The organism is Flavobacterium sp. AC105 (assembly GCF_979258495.1).
Genome location: NZ_OZ409860.1, coordinates 3,120,287 through 3,138,208 on the forward strand (window position 1 = coordinate 3,120,287; position 17,922 = coordinate 3,138,208).

The window sequence follows — 17,922 nt, forward strand, 5'->3', positions numbered from 1 at the left end:
TATTATTTTTTCAAATTATATTAATTATTTGTTTTCAAATTATTCAGTCTCAGCCATCCTTCATATACTTGCTGCTTTTTGAAACCTGAAATCTGTTTTGTTTTTCCTTCTGCTATATCTGCATCATTTTGCCAGGTTGTAACATCTGATTTATGCGTCCATTTCCAATCTGCATTTATACTTCCGGGAATCGGAATTCCGGGATCTGTTTTATCTGCAATGAATGGCGCAACCATAAAACTGATGTTTAATCCTGAAAGTAATTTGGCCGAATTATGATGGAATAATTCCACAAGCTTTGTTGGCAAAATTCCCGTTGATAAATGCACTCCTGACGAAGGATCCATTAATAAAGTCACTTTTATGGATTCCTGATTGAGTGCAATTTTTAATGTATTATCTTTTTTGAAAAATGATTCGCTTTTGCTGAATTTAAAATCCGGAGCTTTGATAGTGGTGTAAAAAGAATCGTTATCCGTATCTGTAAAATAACCGAGTAACCCGTCTTTTTCGAGTGTATAATTGCCTAAACTCAGCGGAAATTTTACGGTTTCGATATTTCCGGTATCTTCTTTTCCTGATTTATCCCAACGCTGATTAAAATAAGGAAGTCCCAAAGATTCTAATTTTATCGAACAGCGCACAACTGCTATCGGCTGTCCGCATAACAATGCTGCTGTATTATTCTGCAAGGCATTCCCGCCGGTTATGTTTAAATTTATCTTATAAGCCAGATCCATGATTCCTGTGGCTATACTTCCGTTATTGATGTTATCCAGTATCTTTTGTAATTGCGGATTATCTACAAGCTCTGGAATTGCATTTCTGCCCGGGAAAGGTCTTTTTAATAACTTAAGTCCTTTTTCTTTTGTGATATCTACAATAATCTGAAATATTATAACTTCATTTCCTGCTCCGTCATAAACCATGATACTATTATCCAAATAATTAGGAACAAGCCATCCTAAAATAGGACTGTCCATTTTTCCTGCATCCTGATAAATGATTTCGTCTTTGGCATTTAGCCAATTAAATTGTAATCTTGAAGGCTGTATTATTCTTGGAGGAAGCGGAATACTATTTTGATCACCTTTTTTTTCATCCCCACTTAATGTGATGGAACAAGTTACTTTTGAGTTTGCTTTATCAGTATCAATTATTACCCTTTTTGCCTGACCAAAAGCATCTACAATCGAAAGATTTTTTATTTTGAGTACGCCAGATCGTAACGGATTAAAAATATTGGCCTCTTTACCATTTTTATTTCCGGGATTACTCCCTAATAAATAACCGTCTTCGCCAATCCTATTCAATTCTTCCTGATCGATTAAATATTCGCTCTCAAAATTATAAATGGCGTCGCTGGTGTATTTAAAAGGCGGCAGCTGAATATCCGGTCTCTGCATCAATAAATATTTATGCAAACCGCTCAACGATTGTGCGATAAGATTCAATTCTCCATACTTATCAGCAATAGAATCCGGCACCATTCTTTTCAGGTTCGCAGAAACTGAATTTGAAAGCGGACTTATTCCCTGAATTGAAATATTTTGTCCTGTTCCTTTTACCGATTGATTTTTAAAATATAAACCATCTTCTAATTTCCATTTTGCTGTATTTTCGAGAACATCCATATTTTTTATGTCCGGATCGTGTGGCGTATATACCACATCCCAAACCATAAATAACGGCGTCCATGCCTGTTTCCATTTGGTTTTTGCAAATTCTTCAGGTAATACACCTTCATGTCCTACAGGATTTAACTGTGCTTCGATTACAGTCTTCGAAAATTCGATTATAATACTGCTATCCTTATCTTTTCCTTTTCCCTGTTGTGCCAGATTATAGGCTTCCAGAGCAATATCCAAGGCCAAAGAAGGATCCAGAAGCAACGTTTCATAGACCAGTTTCTTTATTTCATTAAACGGAATTTTTTCATTTTCCAATTTATTCACTTTCGAAACCGTAAAGGCTGTTGACAAAATATCGACAGGAATAAAAATAGCATTATAAGGAACTTTCAAAGGAAACTTCTTTACGATTTGATTTTCTACCCTGCAGTTAATTTCTTTATTGGCAGTTTGAAAAATAGGTTTATCTATATTTCCAACTCCGGTTCCGCAAAGCAATAAAACAGGATCATTTGGCTCCCAAAAACGATCTTCTAGTTTTTCTTTAAGTTCAAATTCGGGATCTGTACCGGACAATTCCTTATAGAGTTTTAAGTTATTGGTATGTCTTTTAATTTCTGTTACAGACAAATCTCTTTCTACTTTTGCCTCAACAATTTTGTCCAGTATTATTTTTCTGGAGTTTTCATAATCAAAACCCGGAACCTCATAATTATTAACGGTTTTGTTTGCTTCTTTATACCACAAAAAATAATATTCCTGCTGCAGGCTTAAAATTTCATATTCTTTACCATTTTTATCAATCTGCTCTTTATTAAGCTCTTTTAAATCTTTTAGAAGAGCAGGATTTTCAGGAAAATGAGGTCGTTCATCCTGTTTTTCTTCTAAATGTTTGTCACTTGCTTCAATTCTTGTAATTTCCCAAAATGAATTTCTATTTTTTGGAGAAAAACCCATTTTATGAATTTCTTTCTGAATGGATGCTAAACCCGGTTCATTTTCTTTATCCTCTAAAAGTTGGTATTGCAGCGCATTCAACAGTTCTTCTACTCCTGATTTTTCAATATTGTTGCTTTTTATGATTTGCGCACTCAATGATTCTATAGCCGTATTTCCGGCGTAAACCTGAACGGCTTCATCGGGAACACCACTTTTTAACTGGTCATTCCATTTAATGCTCATGATAGAAGAATGCAGCAGACAGGATTCAGGATATTCTCCGTCATATTTCCATTGCGTTTTAAACCATTCTAATTTCTTATTCTGATCAATTTGTTCTGCCGTTTTAGCTTCACCTTTAAAATTCAGCGGCGCAAGAGGATCTTGCTCAGGATCGCTATACCAGCCGTTTACAACATACGTTACCGTACAATCTGAATTGATATCTTTCATGTCATCATGAAAACCGAAAACATTTTTACAGCTTGGATAAAAAGAAGCAAAATAAGGATCTGCTGCCCCAACGCCTGTTAAAACGGGTTCAGTTATTTTATCCTCATAAGTATCAACCCATTCAAAAGCTTGTCCTAAATTTTTGAATGTAAGTTTATTATCTTTTAAAACAACCCAGTTAGGCGCCAGATTGTTACTTTGAAAATCATTATTTTCATCGCTTTTTATAATCCACATTCGCGAAGGCATATCTTTCGTTCCTTTATCGGTGCGAATGCGAACAATCATCCATCTGTTAGGAGCATACGGAAATTTAGTTTCGCCTTTTTCTGCTATAAACGAATGTTTCAGGGCTTTTGGCAAGGACCAATGCAGATGAATCCCTTTTTTCAGATTTAAGGAACGGCTGTTATTTGGCTGTAATACATTCCCCAAAATACTCTGAGTGTAATTCTCCCATTGCGGGCTTAAATTCATGCCATCATTTTTGTCATTGGGCAACGCCAAAGCCTCCATATACATGGGAACTAAAAGTTTAGAATTACTCATGATTTCTGAGTATTTACGTTAACCAAAATCGTTCTTTTTACCGGACTGTCTACCATTTGATACGCAAATTCAGCAGATGTAAAATATTTGCCTTTACTTTTACCTTCCGTATTCATCCATTTTTTTTCTGTTAATTTTTTCTGCATTACAGAGGCCAATCCAGCTATATCAATAATATTATCTTTTATAAGTTTGCTGTTTAATTCGGTATTTACATCGGCAGTACCGTCAATAATTTCCTGATTCGTGCCGTCTTCATTTTTTAAATTTTTCCTGTACCCTTTTTTATCTGTTTTAATTCCAAATTGCAATCCTTCATAAGGCTGTTTTACGGTAATTGTACTGATGTTTCCGTTAAAAATACCCAGAAAAATATCCGAATCAATTCTCTCAAAACGCAAGGCTGGAAGCAATTCTCCTCCTTCATTAAAAGCCTGGATTTCTATTCCTCTCCAACCCGAAATTAGATCCGACCGAAACAGAAAACCTGTAGTATTGAGCCTTCTTTCCTCCTTATTTTTATTTCCTTTTTTATTTCCATCCAAAATTTCTCCTGATTGTGGCGTGTAACCTTCTATAAATCCTCCGCTTACGGCCAAATCCAGCAGTGTTTCATTTTTATCTGTACGTCCAATACTTAAAGCGCCGTCCAGCAATGCTTCAATCCAGTTAGGATCTACATAAAAAAAGGAAATTGTTCCGGAATACTCTTCATTGTTTTTCTGATGCTTTTTTTCTAAAAAATATCCGTGTGGCACGAGATACGAAAACGGAACTCCGTTTAGTTTGTATAATTCTCCTAAAAAGTGTTTTACTTCCTTGGGAACAGCTGTTGATGGATCTTCTTCTTTTTCAGCAATAGTGGCTATTTTTACGTTATGCAAGGCGCCCAGATAATTGATTACTTTATCTTTCAGGTCTATTTTATTGGTATCTTCTAAAATGGTGCTAATCATATCTTTTCTTGATGTAGCGCTTTCAAGCTGAGATTGGGCAAGACGCCAATTGAGCATTGTTTTCGAAAATTCCTGATTTTGCAGCGCCAATATTCGCCCCAATTGCCACGCAGCTGCAAAAGAAATATCAAATAAACCAGTGGTTTTATCGTATCGTAAAGCAGCATCTGAAGAAGAAAACGAAATGCTTTTTGCCGTCACAGGAAACATTTTTGGTACAAAAGGACCGTGATACCAGGAAATTGTTTTGGCTCCTGTGCGCGTTAAATGTTCCAAAGGCGCATAACCCGACTCGAAATAAGGTACTAATTCAGCCGCTTCTTTCTGTCTCTCGATTTTCATGCTTTTTGTTTCGACTCCATTTATCAGTTCTAAAAAACTCGAACTGCCGGAGTCTGCAAAATTCCAACTGGCAAGTACAACAAGTCTGGCTTTATTTCCTGACGGAATTGTTTTAGCGGAATTTGTATCTTTTAAATAATCGGTATATCCTTCCAGAGAAACCAATATTGCGGTATGATTTTTTCCGTTTGCCGGTAAGCGATTGCCTACTATAACCGAAAAAACGCCTGAACCATTATCATTTATATCTGTAATTCCCTCTTTATCCTTATGTTCAATACTTACTTCTTTTGCATGCGCCAATAAGGAAAGGCTTTTTGTCGATGGAATATTTTTTTCGAATTGTTCTTTCGTGAGATCAATGGTAAAACAGCCATCAGTTGTTTTCTCCCAATCCATCAGCGTTAGTACATTTTTTGCTGGTGTTCCTGATTTATAAATTTCAGGTCTTATAATGCCGTCTGCAAGATTTGGCTGGATAACATTGCCAATCGTATTTTTATTAATTTGAAGATCTGTCATTTCTTCTTCGGTAAAAAGAAGTAATGCCATCCAGGGAACTGGCGGAGAATCCTGCGGATTACGTTTGTTTTCGGCTGTTTCTTCTCTTTGAAATACCGGAATTTTTCCGTCTAAAGTACGTTCCCACGGCAATGTTCTTCTTGTAAATACCATGTGTGGCAACGATTTTGAATAATTCCCTGATTTATTCGCAGGAGGAAAAACCGAATAAATATCGTTTGGACTTAAGCTAAATCTGGCTGCATCTACTCCAAAATCAAAGGTTTTTGTAATATCCTGAAGTTTTTTTTCATCTTTTATTACACGCTGATTTACTTGCGCTAAATATTTACCCGCAATCATCGGAGGCAAAAAACATTGCACTATTTTAGTATTCTCACTCATTTTAGTTGCTTGCTAAGATGTTATACGACATCTGTACTATATTGTGGTATCTGTCCTATCTCGCATATCACGGGAATTCCATTAAAATAATCGTTTTCATTTGTCATGTTTTTATGGATGTCTTTTTCGTCAATTTCGAAGAAACTTTCATCAAAACTGTCCTGAAGAAGAGAAAATATTTTTTCGCGTTTATCTCTTACCGTATTGTATGTTTTTTCAAGTATACCTTCAATTTTAACTTTATTTTTTTCATCATAATAGCCTAAAACTTCAGTAGCATGATAGGCTTCTCCTGATTTTGCCAGTTCAAATTTCCATTCAAAAGTTTGTCCGGAAGCATCAACTAATTGCGAAAAATCAAATGTCCTGATTTGTGAAACCTGAGGCAAAACGGGCGGCTGTAATACTAAACCGCTCAAAACATTGGTAATTACTTTTGATGTACCCGGATTCGAATTGTCTTTTTTAGATTCTTCCCCGCTCCACAAAGCTTCTGCGACACCTTTTCCTAAACAGGAAATTGACATAGCCATTTTAGAGTCATTCATCGAAATTTCAACATTCATTTCAAATGATACTGTTCCTGCTGTAAAACCACAAGGCGCAATTCCTATATTTTGTTCTCTTTTTTCATAGGTAGTATTACCAGTTTCAGATTTCATTAAAGTAGTTCCGGAAATTTCTTGTCCGTTGATTTTTAATGTGGAAACCGGAATAAAAGAATCAACCGTAATAGCCAGCTGAGAAGGGTTTATTACCGGAAATTTAGCTTCGCCTTTTACTTCAATAAGACCGTTACTGATGGTTATATTTGTGGGTTCCGGATTTGAAACCGGTTTTGCATTTGATTCTTTTTTATCTGAATTGCCAATATTCTTTTTCTGTGGAATAAAACCAATTGAAAACTCGTCCCAGGTGAGTTTTGCAGGTATTTTTTTAGAATGATCGCCAAACGGAATTGTGAATGAAAATATCGTCCAGTCTACATAAGCTTCTCCTGCAAACGGAGGTCCCCAAATATGCAGTTCTGCACTCATTTCGAAACTAAAATGAATCCGTACAAATAAGATTTTTATGGTTGCTTCGATTTTGACACGAATTCCAATATCAATATAATATTGATAAGGCGCCCACGAAATAAGCATATCTGCCCAAATCAGAATGGATGCTTTTACGATTGAGCTCGAAAAAAGCACTTCCCATTTTCCTCCCGCCATAATTGCTGATGACGTTAGGGCATAATACATTTCGCCTTTTATGGACAAGGAATTGCTTACTTTCCAGTTTAATGCCAATCGCGGTACGGTTGGATAATGTGCCGGTTTTATAAACTTAGGATGATATCCGCCAAGCGTAATCACAAAGTCACCTTCATGAGGTCCTTTCACCCAAGTGTAAAAAGCAAATCCACCGGATAATTTACACTCTTTTGAAAGCACATACGAATTAGGCGTAATCACCGCTTCGACCGATATAACATCGCTTCCCGGGCCAAAATGTGCCAAAACTGCCAATTCTATATATACAATGGGTTCCGGAGACATCGATTTTTCGGGCCAGCTTAATCGCGAAAGTCCGAGGATTGCAAATTCAAGCTGCGTTCCAAAATTAACCGTCAGCAAAACAAACGATTCGATAAGTTTAAACGAAGTAAATTTGATTCCCACAGCCAGCCAGTAATCCCCAATCGAGATTTCTATGGGTTTCAATCCATTTTTCATTTCTGTTTCCAGAGAAGCCAATATTGGTAATAACCCACTGTTTTTCTCCGGTTTCATGGCTAAAGCTACTAACGGAAAAAGAGCAACTTCATCTATAGAAGGTACATTTACTTTGCGGTTATATCCAAAACCTACGGCTATTCCGGTTACGAAAAAGAAGGCCGGACCACCAATTGGCCCATCAAATACGCCATAAATAAACAAAGAAGTTTTTCCGTTTACCTCGGCATAAGACCCAATGGCAGCAATCGTAAAACGACTTATTTTTATAATCGCCCCACCATTATAAACATCAATCGTTTTACCATCATGAATTGCTGTGCCATGCAGGAATGCTCCTGATATTTCTATTGGCGGTGATTTGTATGAAAGACCAATTCCTTCCAGATAGAAATCAGGCATATTGGGTGGCCATTGCAGTTTGAAACCAAGGCCAAAACCCATAAGCTGAAGTCCCATTCCGGCCATTTCCATAGAAGCATCGAGCAGTAAAACAACTTTACTGTCTTCGTAAGCAAAACCCAGTCGCTGAATCGTTACAGGACCTATTTTTTTATCTAATTTTTTCCATTTTGCTTTTGCTAATATCCCGCCGCCTAAAGGTGCTGCTGTAACACTTTCTTCTTTTTTTTCTTCCTTTTTTGGAGTTTCTTTATGTTCTTCGTTCTGACCACTATTAAGCGCATAATATTCCTCGACACCATTAATTTGCAGTTGGGTCGAAATATTAAATCCGGATACGATATCGACCGGAGGCAAACCTTTAAAAGCAGTAAATTCTGATTTATCAAATGATCCGCTTGCATATATCGCCAGTACTTCTTTAAACGCAAAAGCATTATCCTGAGAGATAATTGGCCCCGCCATAGGAAGGTCTTTTAAGTTTAAATCAAGTCCGGCGCCCATTCCGAAGAATAATCCTGATGTATCGCCTTCTTTTTTGTACAATAAAAAAGCTTTAAATTCTTTGAGAGTAAAAGAAAGATCAGGCATTTTTGCAACGGTTTCTTTTTCAAAGAATTTGGCTGCAATGATTTTTAAATCAATTTTTGTTTCTCCTGATTTTAAGTAATTAGCATATAAATACCAGGCATTTTCAATTTTGGTAAACTGCAACCCAAAATAATGTTCGCCCGTTTTAAGGGTCCCTCCAAAAGAAAAAGAGGTTTTTCCATCTTCCTTCTTATAATTAATAGCAATTCTTGCATCAAGCTGTCTATTATTTATATTGATTTTACAATCAAATTCAATAGTAAATTCAGAAGCATTCACGCCTCCTGTACCGTATGATACTGTAAAACGGTTAAATGCAACACTATTTAAGATTTCAGGAATTTCTTCCTCTTTATAAGCAGCTGTACAGGATTTAATAATATCTTTAATTGAAATACCATTCTCCTTTTCAGCTTTTAGGGAAGCATATAAATAAGATTCTTTTTTATCTTCTTTTGTAATTTTGGTTCTGTAACCAATGGCTATGTCCACAGAAATTGCCGCCAACGGATTTCCCAAATGGAATTCTGTTTGCCCTGTAATTTCTATTAAAAAAGGTTTTTTGTCTGACATAACTCGGAATTACTGATAAAGAAAATTGGCCATAAGCAGTATGTTGTTAAAGCATTTACAACATACTGTTTGCGGCTATCAATAATTTATATGATTACTTTATTAAGCTATTTTCTTTTTAGCGTTAGGCAAAGTTTTAACTGTATTATCTTCTTGTTCTTCTTCCTTTGCTTCTTCAAAAGTTAGTGGAGCATTTGTTACTCTAAAACCAACTTTTTTGATGGTAAAATTCCCAAATTTTATCTCGCTAGGTTTTCCTTCATCATCTTTTTCTTTTGATTCTACATCAAAATCAAAGGTATTTTGGGTGATGTTATAATAGAATTTTTTAAACACAATTTCAAAATTTTTGGGTTGGTCAGCTTCATCAGCACCTTCACTTTCAGGAAAAGCAACTTCTGCATCTTCATCTCCTGATTTATCCTTAATCCATCCTATCAACTCATTTAGTTTAATGCTTGATGGGTCACCTCCATCTACTGTATCACTAAAATCTATAATCCAGTCTGCTTTTTTATTTTGTGCTGATGGAATATTACCAACTCTTACACTTAATGAAACAGCATCTGGTTTCGTTTTTGAACCAATTGATAGTTTTCCATGAATACCAAAACTATATTTAGAAACGTCTAATAGTCCACTGATTGTTGCCTTAGTACCCACTTTTGTATATGTACCTCCAACTGCACGCGTAACTGCTTTTGCTCCTTCACTCCATGTAACCTGAATATTGTGTGTAACTTTCCAGCCATCCGGAACTACAGCATCACCAGTAATTTCTTCTGTATATCCTGTTTGACTGCTAAATTTTGTTAATTCAGCAGCTGCTAAACTATCTTTTAAGGTAAGATTTTTAATTTCTGTAATTTTTACTGCCATGATTTAAGATTTTTAAGGTTATTTTTTAAGGTCTATTAAATCTGGCTATTCAAAACAACTACTTATTCTTATTTTATCAGATGAATTTTTCTTTTCAAAAAGTTAAAATACAACTGAATATAAGGCATCGGAATTAACCCAGATTTTTTCGGAAAATTAGAAATAAAAAACAACGGGGTAAAGCGTATAAATACCTGTTTATCCTGATTTATTGCGCATTCATAATGGCTTATTTCTATTAAGTAAAACTTACTAAAAAGCATTACATCATACTGATATTGTTTTAAGAATCAATAACGTTATTTCGTTAATGTCAGCGATATTTAACTTCTTATTCTTCTTTAAATAAATAATAAAATACTTATAATCAACAACTTAAAACAAAGGCACGAATTTAGTCTGTAAGGTTTCATAACGATTTAAATAAGAAGTAATGAAGAAACAAACTCACTTTAAATCAAGTCTGAAACTATAATATCAATAGCAATAGTGTTATTTGATTCATAAATTTTCACGCTATGAAAAACCTTAATTATTGAAAAAGTACTCCAATAAAACAATGTATAATTTTAAAAAGTAAAACATGGAAAATCAAAACAAAACCTGGTTTATTACAGGAACTTCTCAAGGAATCGGACTTATTTTAGTCAAACAATTATTGTCGCAGGGATTTAATGTTGTGGGTACTGCCAGAAATGCAGCATCGCTTAAAGATGCAGTTGGCAGTACATCTGATCAGTTTTTGCCTTTACAGGTTAATTTAATTAGCGAAGAAAGTGTAAATCAGGCGGTTGCTGCAGCGATAGCACAATTTGGTTCTATAGATTATTTGGTAAATAATGCCGGTTATGGTTTAATTGGCGGCATCGAAGAAAGCTCTGACGCCGAAGTTCGTGCCAATTTTGATGTTAATGTATTTGGTTTGCTTAATGTAACCAGAGCGATATTGCCTCATATGCGAGCGGCAAAATTTGGACATATTATCAATCTTTCGTCTGTTTTTGGTTTAATTGCCGGAGCGGGCTGGGGAATTTATTGCGGAACTAAGTTTGCCGTTGAAGGTCTTTCTGAAGCACTTTCCCAAGAAGTTAAACCTTTCGGAATCCATGTAACGCTTATAGAACCCGGATATGTTCGCACAAATTTTTTAAACAGTACGTCGTTAATTGCAGCCGCGAATCCAATTCATGCTTATACAAGTATTCGTGATGGCGTGCACACACATCAAAACGATCTTCCGGGCAATCAATTGGGCGATCCTGAAAAAGTAGCAGATTTAATTATAAAAGTCACTCAAAATCCGGAACCACCGCTTCGTTTATTAACCGGATCTGATGCTTATGGATTTGCAAACTATAAAATTGATTCCTTAAAAACTGAAATTGAAGCCAATAAAGAACTTACTTTTTCTACAGATTTCAAATCATAATTTTGTGCTTACTATATCATAAATCTAAAAAGGCAAAATAATTACGTTTTGCCTTTTTTTATTTTTTCAGATTAAAAACAAATTCAACAATATCATTATTTTTCTAATGTGATGAAATTGATAGGTTCTCAGTTAAAAAAAATTACTATTTTTAGTAAACATTCAATCTTTTACTATGACCGATAAATCACAACTTCGAAGTTCTATTTTCAGACATCTTGACGGTTTAGCTGTTGCTCCCGTTGCAATTGCGCTCAGGAATAATGAGGTTTTAGAGTTTATCCTGAACAAAAAACAAGTACAATTAAAAGAACTTACAACTGCTTTTAAAGTAAATGAAGGTTATCTGAATGTTGGTTTGAGGATTTTGGCTTCTCAGGGATTTTTAGATTATGAAGTCAATAACCAGACACAGGAAATTACGATCGCTGTAAATGAAAAGACAGCAATAGCATTTTCATTGTTTCATCTTTATGAAGATGTAGTTGATTTGCTTCAGTTTTCGATTCAGTTTCATGCACGTCTTTTTGAAGATGCGCCTTTTGAAAAACTCAATGTTATTTTTGAAAAATACAAACAAAAATACGGACTTGAACCTTCTGATGATATTCTGACAAATAGTATTCAGGAACAGATTTTAAAACATATCGAAGGCTATTTGATTGGCCCAACAATAGTGCGTTTGGCAATGAAAGGCATGTTTCATAAATATTTTATGGAGACTTCTTTTAAACCGGAAGAATTTCATAAATCTCCTGAAAACTTCAAGAAAATATTAGACTTTTTCGTGCATCTTGGTTGGTTTCTGGAAAAAAACGGCAATTATCAATTTACAGAAATGGGTTTATTCTTTGCAAAAAGAGCAAGTGCTTATGGCGTTACCGTTTCTTATTTACCAACATTTGCCAGAATTGAAGAATTGATTTTTCGAGATCCGGCGGTTTTAAGAATGGTAGCCGATGGCGAAAACGAAATTCATGTTGATCGCGAAATGAATGTCTGGGGAAGCGGCGGTGCTCACGACACTTATTTTAAAGTGGTAGATGAGATTATTGTTAAACTTTTTAACCTCCCAATTGAAGAACAGCCAAAAGGAATTCTCGATATGGGCTGCGGTAACGGCGCTTTTTTGCAGCATATTTTTGAAGTAATCGATAGACAAACTTTAAGAGGAAAAATGCTCGATGAACATCCGTTGTTTCTGGTTGGTGCCGATTATAACCAAACTGCCCTAAAAGTAACCAGAGCTAATCTTATAAAAGCAGATATTTGGGCAAAGGTAATTTGGGGAGATATTGGACGTCCGGATGTATTATCGGATGATTTGAAAGAAAACTACAATATCGATCTGAAAGATTTGCTTAACGTAAGGACTTTTCTAGATCACAACAGAATTTGGACAGATCCCATACGCATCCATAACGACAGATTCAGTAAATCTACGGGCGCATTTGCCTACAGAGGAAAAAGAATCAGCAACAATCTGGTCGAAGATAATCTGCTGGAACATTTACAAAAATGGTCGCCATATGTTCGTAAATTTGGTTTGCTTCTGATTGAATTGCATACCATAAACCCTAAACTTGCTGCCAGTAATTTAGGCAAAACTCCCGCAACGGCTTATGACGCCACTCATGGTTTTTCGGACCAATATATTGTTGAAATAGATGTCTTTAATAGTGTTGCTGCAGAAGCCGGATTATTTCCGGACAAATCCATTTTTAAGCGATTCCCGGATGCTGATATCGCAACGGTAAGTATCAATTTATTAAAAGGTAATTAAATAAAAAATGCCAGATTTTTTGATCTGGCATTTTTGCTGTTTTTATTATTTAATTCAAGTTGCTAGTTAATTATGTGTAGTCCCTACGGGACAATATTTCTGCTTTTAATTATTGTTCCTACCAACATGTAATCTCTACGAGATATTTTATGATTTATTTATCAGCAAAAAAGTTTCCAATAAAATAATCCTTTAGGATTTAAATATTGGTAGTTGATACCAATATGGTAATCTCTACGAGATATTTTAGAATTATCTATCAGCAAAAAAAGTTTCCAATAAAATAATCCGTTAGGATTTAAATATTGGTAGCAAGATAGAAATCCACAGATAAAAATATCCCGTAGGGATTATACTTAGATTAGATCAATTATTTCACAATCAGTTTTTTAGAAACATTAAAATCATTAGAATGAATGGTAACAACGTATATTCCTGTTGCTAAATTATGATTGATTTTTGCAGAAGCATTAAGTTTATTTACCAAAACCTTTCTTCCGTTTATATCTGTAACCGTTACTGTTGCGATATCGCCCGCTTTTAATTCCGGCAAATCAATATTAAATTCGTTGTTTATTGACGGGTTTGGATAAACACTTACAGCAGCATTATTTTCGGCTATTACTTCAACTTCATTAATTTTCTTTGATGTAGAAGTGGATTGAAATTGCCATTGTGCACTTTCCCAATTGTTTTGACCTCCAATGTATTGAGCAGAACCATTAAGGTTTTCGATATGAATCATACTTCCAGTTTGCCATCTGTTTTTAATTCTCACCCAGGTACCATCAACATTTTCGTTAGACCATTGTGCACTCCACCAAGTATTTTGCCCAGGCGTACATTGCACTGCTCCAGTTAAATTTTCGATATTCATAATATCTCCGGTACCTACATTTTTTAGTACAAAATAAGTAGCATCAATAGCAACTTTTTCCCATTTGTAATTGTTGTTTGCAACCGTTGCGCCATACCCTACATTTGCACCGGCATCATATAAATAATTATTCGTCCATTTGTTTTTAATGGTAAAATAAGCCCCTGTTGCCGTACTAACTGTAATTGTAGCCGTACTTGTTTTATTGCCATCAGCAGTTGTTACGGTAATCGTTGCAGATCCGTTAGCAATTGCCGTTACCAAACCCGAAGCATTAACTGTTGCAATGCCTGTATTATTAGAACTATAACTAACCGATTTATTAGTTGCATTTGAAGGAAGAACTGTTGGCGTTAATTGTTGTGTTGCACCAACGCTTAAACTAGCAGTTCCCGGACTAAGACTTACACTTGACACCGCCACATTTGATGAATTTACAGTAATTACAGAAGTAGCCGTTTTAGCTCCGTCCTGAGTTGTAACAGTAATTGTTGCTGTTCCCGAAGCAACTGCAGTAATTAAACCTGATCCGTTTACTGTTGCAACGCCCGTATTATTCGAACTATAACTTACTGATTTGTTGGTGGCATTTGCCGGAGCAACAGTTGGTGTTAATTGTTGTGTTCCGCCAACGCTTAAAGCAGCTGTTGCTGGAGAAATTGTAACTCCTGTAACCGGAACTGATGTGCTGGAACAATTGCTGCTTTGTGTCCATGAAAATGTCCCAATTGCACTGATTTCCTGATCTGTAGTAGCACTACCGCCTCTGTTAGAATAATTCATATTGCAATACGTTCCGTTTCCGGCAGGAGAACCCGCAATAAGTACAAAATAACCTCTTCCCCAATTTCTGTTAAGCGCATTATTGTTTGGAAATTCTTTCCCCGTTCCGTTAACTGTAATATCTTTAAAACTAAGATTATAAATACCGTCTCCTGATCTTTTACTGATCGAAATAGCATCATTTCTTGAATCGATAATGTCGATATTATAAAGCTGAACATTTTTAACCTGAGAACCGGCATTAGTAGCACTAAAAATATCCACCGCAGCTACAGGATTATTATACGTATCATTAAAAGTTCCGCAAGCTGTTACCGTAATATCATGTATTTCGTGCAGACCTTCATTGTTAAATGGTGCTCCGGGAAAATTATTACTAACTCTGATCCCTGCTTCAAGATTGTCTTTTATAATCAAATTATACGCTTTGTTGTTTTTTCCGCCATAAATAGCTAAACCACAGGCACGCCAGCAATTTTCTGAAGTGTTGTATCTAAAAGTATTATTGATACATTCCAGTCCGTCCGCAGACCATATCGCCTGATCGTCATCACCATTATTTCTAAAATTGCAATGTTCTACAATTGCATTTGCAGTTCCTTTGCAAAGATTGATTCCATCGGCATAATTATTTCTAAAACGACAATGAGACAGTGTAAATCCATCAGCAATTGCAGGACCTCCAGTATTATATTGTGCAATCCATGCACCACATTCAAAATGCTCCGCCCAAATATTTCTTACTGTCGAAGCAGAAGTAAAAACGCCATTTATAGCTTTATACGAATTACTTCTCGAAGCTGAACTTGTGGTTAAATAAAGATCTGTAAATGAAATACCTGCTGCATTTGCACGCAAGCCACCATTTAAACTGCTTGTGTTGGTAAAATTAATCTGAGTATACCACATTCCGGCTCCTATTAATGAAGTGTTGGCAACACCAAAATACAATTCTCGATTAACGTTATAAACCCCAGCAGGAAGATATATTTTTTTACCGCCGTTTGCATCAATAAAAGTTTGAAGATCACTTCCGTTTCCAGTATAAGTTACGGAACCAGAAGGAGCCGAAACGCTTGTGGCAACTGGTTCCATCTCTGCAAAATCCACATGAACATTACCTGATTCTCTGACTAGTTTTAATGTTCCCGATGCATTAATTTTAGCAGGAAGCTTATAGCGTACTTCGTCAAATCGCATTCTTGGGTTTTGATTTGTAATGCCATTATTATTTGGATTTCCGTTGCTCCACAAATATTCCCAAGACCAGGTTGAAGTCAGCGTAAGCGTTGTAACTTTCGTACTTCCGTTATACACGCCCAAAGTAGCCGTTTGTCCGTCAGGAACACTGTATCGAACCACAAGTCCGTCAGCAGCTTCCGTAAGTGTCCATTGTACAGTGGCATTTGTAGCAGACATATTTACACACTGCTGATCTGAGGCTTCAGATTGAAGATCGGCCTGAATATATGATTTTGAGGTAGTTGCAGCACCATTAGACAATTGTCCTGCATTTGCTTCGTACCTTTTATATGCTGCATCATAATAACCGCGCTGAGCAGATAAATTTGAAGTTAAGAGAAGGAAAAAAATCCATATCATATGGAAATATTTGTCTCCTTTGAAAAAAATAAAATGTAATTGATTCTTCATAATTCTTGGTTTTTTAATTAGTTTGTTTCCTACAAAAAGGATACACCGAAACTAGACTTAAAAAAGAAATTAAAAAAAAGATGAATTAAAAATCAAGACTAATACAACGATTTCGCTACATTAAATAACTGATAATCAAATAAATATATTTTTAAGACAAATAAAAAATCAAGAAGGAATATAGATGAGAAGTTTGTAATTTAAGACCTCAAAAATGAGAATATGAAAAATTTTAACATCATTTATAAAAGAATCTCTCTTTTTTACAACTAATAATAAAAATTACTTTAACAGATATAAAATCAAATAGAATACTTAAACGCAGATTAACTTTCTGAGAAAACTATTTACAAAATACTTATGCCAAAACATTTTGTAAAAAAAGAGTAACCGCTAAAATATTAGAATTGTATTACAATATTTCATATTTTTACTTTAAACACTTGGCTAATATACTCTTATATAATAATTTAATAATGTCAATAGCGTTATTAAATAACTTTAAAATATATTACATATGGCATTTGATAATTATATACAGATAGAAAGAGTTGAAAAACTCACAAAAAAAGAATTTATAGATAATTATTATAAGCCACAAAAGCCCGTTATAATTACCAAACAAATCGAAGACTGGCCTGCCTTTACAAAATGGAATTTTGATTTTCTAAGAGAAGTTGCAGGAAACAAAACGGTGCCTTTGTACGATAGCCGTAAAACTGATTATACTAAGAAAGTCAATGAACCGGACTTTACAATGACTATGTCTGAATATATTGACATCCTCGAAAAAGGCCCAACTGATCTTCGTATCTTTTTGTACAATCTCATGAAAGATGTACCTTCTATGAAGTCTGATATGCATTGGCCTCGTTTAGGAATCCGATTGCTTAAAAGTCTGCCGCTTGTGTTTTTTGGCGGTCAGGATTCAAAAGTGTTCATGCATTATGATATTGATTTTCCAAATATTTTTCACATTCATTTCGAAGGCAAAAAACAATGTGTCCTGGTTGATCCTAAAGAGACAAAATACATGTACCGACTTCCGTATTCATGGTTATGCAATGAGGATATTGATTTTGACAATCCTGATTTTGAACGTTTTCCCGCACTTAAAAATGTAAAACCATACATTACAAATCTTAATCATGGCGAGATGCTTTATATGCCTGAAGGCTGGTGGCATTATATGAAATACCTTTCGCCGGGCTTTTCACTAAGCCTTAGATCACTTCCGGGAAGACCTTCTAATTTATGGAAGGGTTTTGCCAACGTTGCAATTATTCGTTATTATGATAACTGGATGCGCGGGCGAAAAGGCCAGGAATGGCTGGATTACAAGGATGCCGAATCTATCCGCAGGACAAACGCACAATTACAGACAACAGAATAATTTTATACTTAAAAACTAAGAAAAGCATTTGGTTTTCTTTTATCCGGAAAACCAAATTGCAT

Annotated in this window: 8 protein-coding genes; 3 read left to right on the top strand and 5 right to left on the bottom strand. The window is 35.3% G+C overall.

The annotated features are described in order from the left end of the window. Positions 1-20: 20 nt before the first annotated feature. The 4 genes from ACZ0AH_RS12830 to ACZ0AH_RS12845 form a co-directional block, all read right to left on the bottom strand. Positions 21-3,572, bottom strand: coding sequence for a hypothetical protein (locus ACZ0AH_RS12830; RefSeq protein ID WP_463476187.1), 3,552 nt, complete (start codon positions 3,570-3,572; stop codon positions 21-23). Further along, positions 3,569-5,776, bottom strand: coding sequence for a hypothetical protein (locus ACZ0AH_RS12835; protein ID WP_463476188.1), 2,208 nt, complete (start codon positions 5,774-5,776; stop codon positions 3,569-3,571). The genes ACZ0AH_RS12830 and ACZ0AH_RS12835 overlap by 4 nt, the downstream gene beginning before the upstream one ends. Positions 5,777-5,796: 20 nt before the next feature. Next, complete coding sequence (locus ACZ0AH_RS12840; RefSeq protein WP_463476189.1) at positions 5,797-9,063, bottom strand: DUF6603 domain-containing protein; 3,267 nt, start codon at positions 9,061-9,063, stop codon at positions 5,797-5,799. 102 nt (positions 9,064-9,165) lie between these two features. After that, a complete protein-coding gene (locus ACZ0AH_RS12845) occupies positions 9,166-9,942 on the bottom strand; it encodes a hypothetical protein (protein ID WP_463476190.1) in 777 nt (258 codons plus the stop codon). A gap of 583 nt (positions 9,943-10,525) precedes the next feature. On the opposite strand from ACZ0AH_RS12845, the gene ACZ0AH_RS12850 reads away from it, so the two are divergent. Then, a complete protein-coding gene (locus tag ACZ0AH_RS12850; protein WP_463476191.1) occupies positions 10,526-11,371 on the top strand; it encodes an oxidoreductase in 846 nt (281 codons plus the stop codon). A gap of 175 nt (positions 11,372-11,546) precedes the next feature. Beyond that, the gene (locus ACZ0AH_RS12855; RefSeq protein ID WP_463476192.1) at positions 11,547-13,154 is read left to right on the top strand and encodes a class I SAM-dependent methyltransferase; all 1,608 of its coding nucleotides are present in this window, start codon (positions 11,547-11,549) and stop codon (positions 13,152-13,154) included. A gap of 370 nt (positions 13,155-13,524) precedes the next feature. Here ACZ0AH_RS12855 and ACZ0AH_RS12860 read toward each other — a convergent pair whose 3' ends face one another. Next, entirely contained in the window at positions 13,525-16,467 is a 2,943-nt protein-coding gene (locus ACZ0AH_RS12860) for an Ig-like domain-containing protein (RefSeq protein ID WP_463476193.1), read from the bottom strand. Between the two features lie 517 nt (positions 16,468-16,984). Here ACZ0AH_RS12860 and ACZ0AH_RS12865 point away from each other — a divergent pair. After that, complete coding sequence (locus tag ACZ0AH_RS12865) at positions 16,985-17,860, top strand: cupin-like domain-containing protein (protein ID WP_463476194.1); 876 nt, start codon at positions 16,985-16,987, stop codon at positions 17,858-17,860. Positions 17,861-17,922 lie beyond the last annotated feature (62 nt).

What these genes read in the sequence shown, in the direction of transcription:
- ACZ0AH_RS12835 (WP_463476188.1), bottom strand. Translation starts at nt 5,776, where the DNA reads ATGAGTGAGAATACTAAAATAGTGCAATGTTTTTTGCCTCCGATGATT.
- ACZ0AH_RS12850 (WP_463476191.1), top strand. Translation starts at nt 10,526, where the DNA reads ATGGAAAATCAAAACAAAACCTGGTTTATTACAGGAACTTCTCAAGGA.
- ACZ0AH_RS12840 (WP_463476189.1), bottom strand. Translation starts at nt 9,063, where the DNA reads ATGTCAGACAAAAAACCTTTTTTAATAGAAATTACAGGGCAAACAGAA.
- ACZ0AH_RS12855 (WP_463476192.1), top strand. Translation starts at nt 11,547, where the DNA reads ATGACCGATAAATCACAACTTCGAAGTTCTATTTTCAGACATCTTGAC.
- ACZ0AH_RS12860 (WP_463476193.1), bottom strand. Translation starts at nt 16,467, where the DNA reads ATGAAGAATCAATTACATTTTATTTTTTTCAAAGGAGACAAATATTTC.
- ACZ0AH_RS12830 (WP_463476187.1), bottom strand. Translation starts at nt 3,572, where the DNA reads ATGAGTAATTCTAAACTTTTAGTTCCCATGTATATGGAGGCTTTGGCG.
- ACZ0AH_RS12865 (WP_463476194.1), top strand. Translation starts at nt 16,985, where the DNA reads ATGGCATTTGATAATTATATACAGATAGAAAGAGTTGAAAAACTCACA.
- ACZ0AH_RS12845 (WP_463476190.1), bottom strand. Translation starts at nt 9,942, where the DNA reads ATGGCAGTAAAAATTACAGAAATTAAAAATCTTACCTTAAAAGATAGT.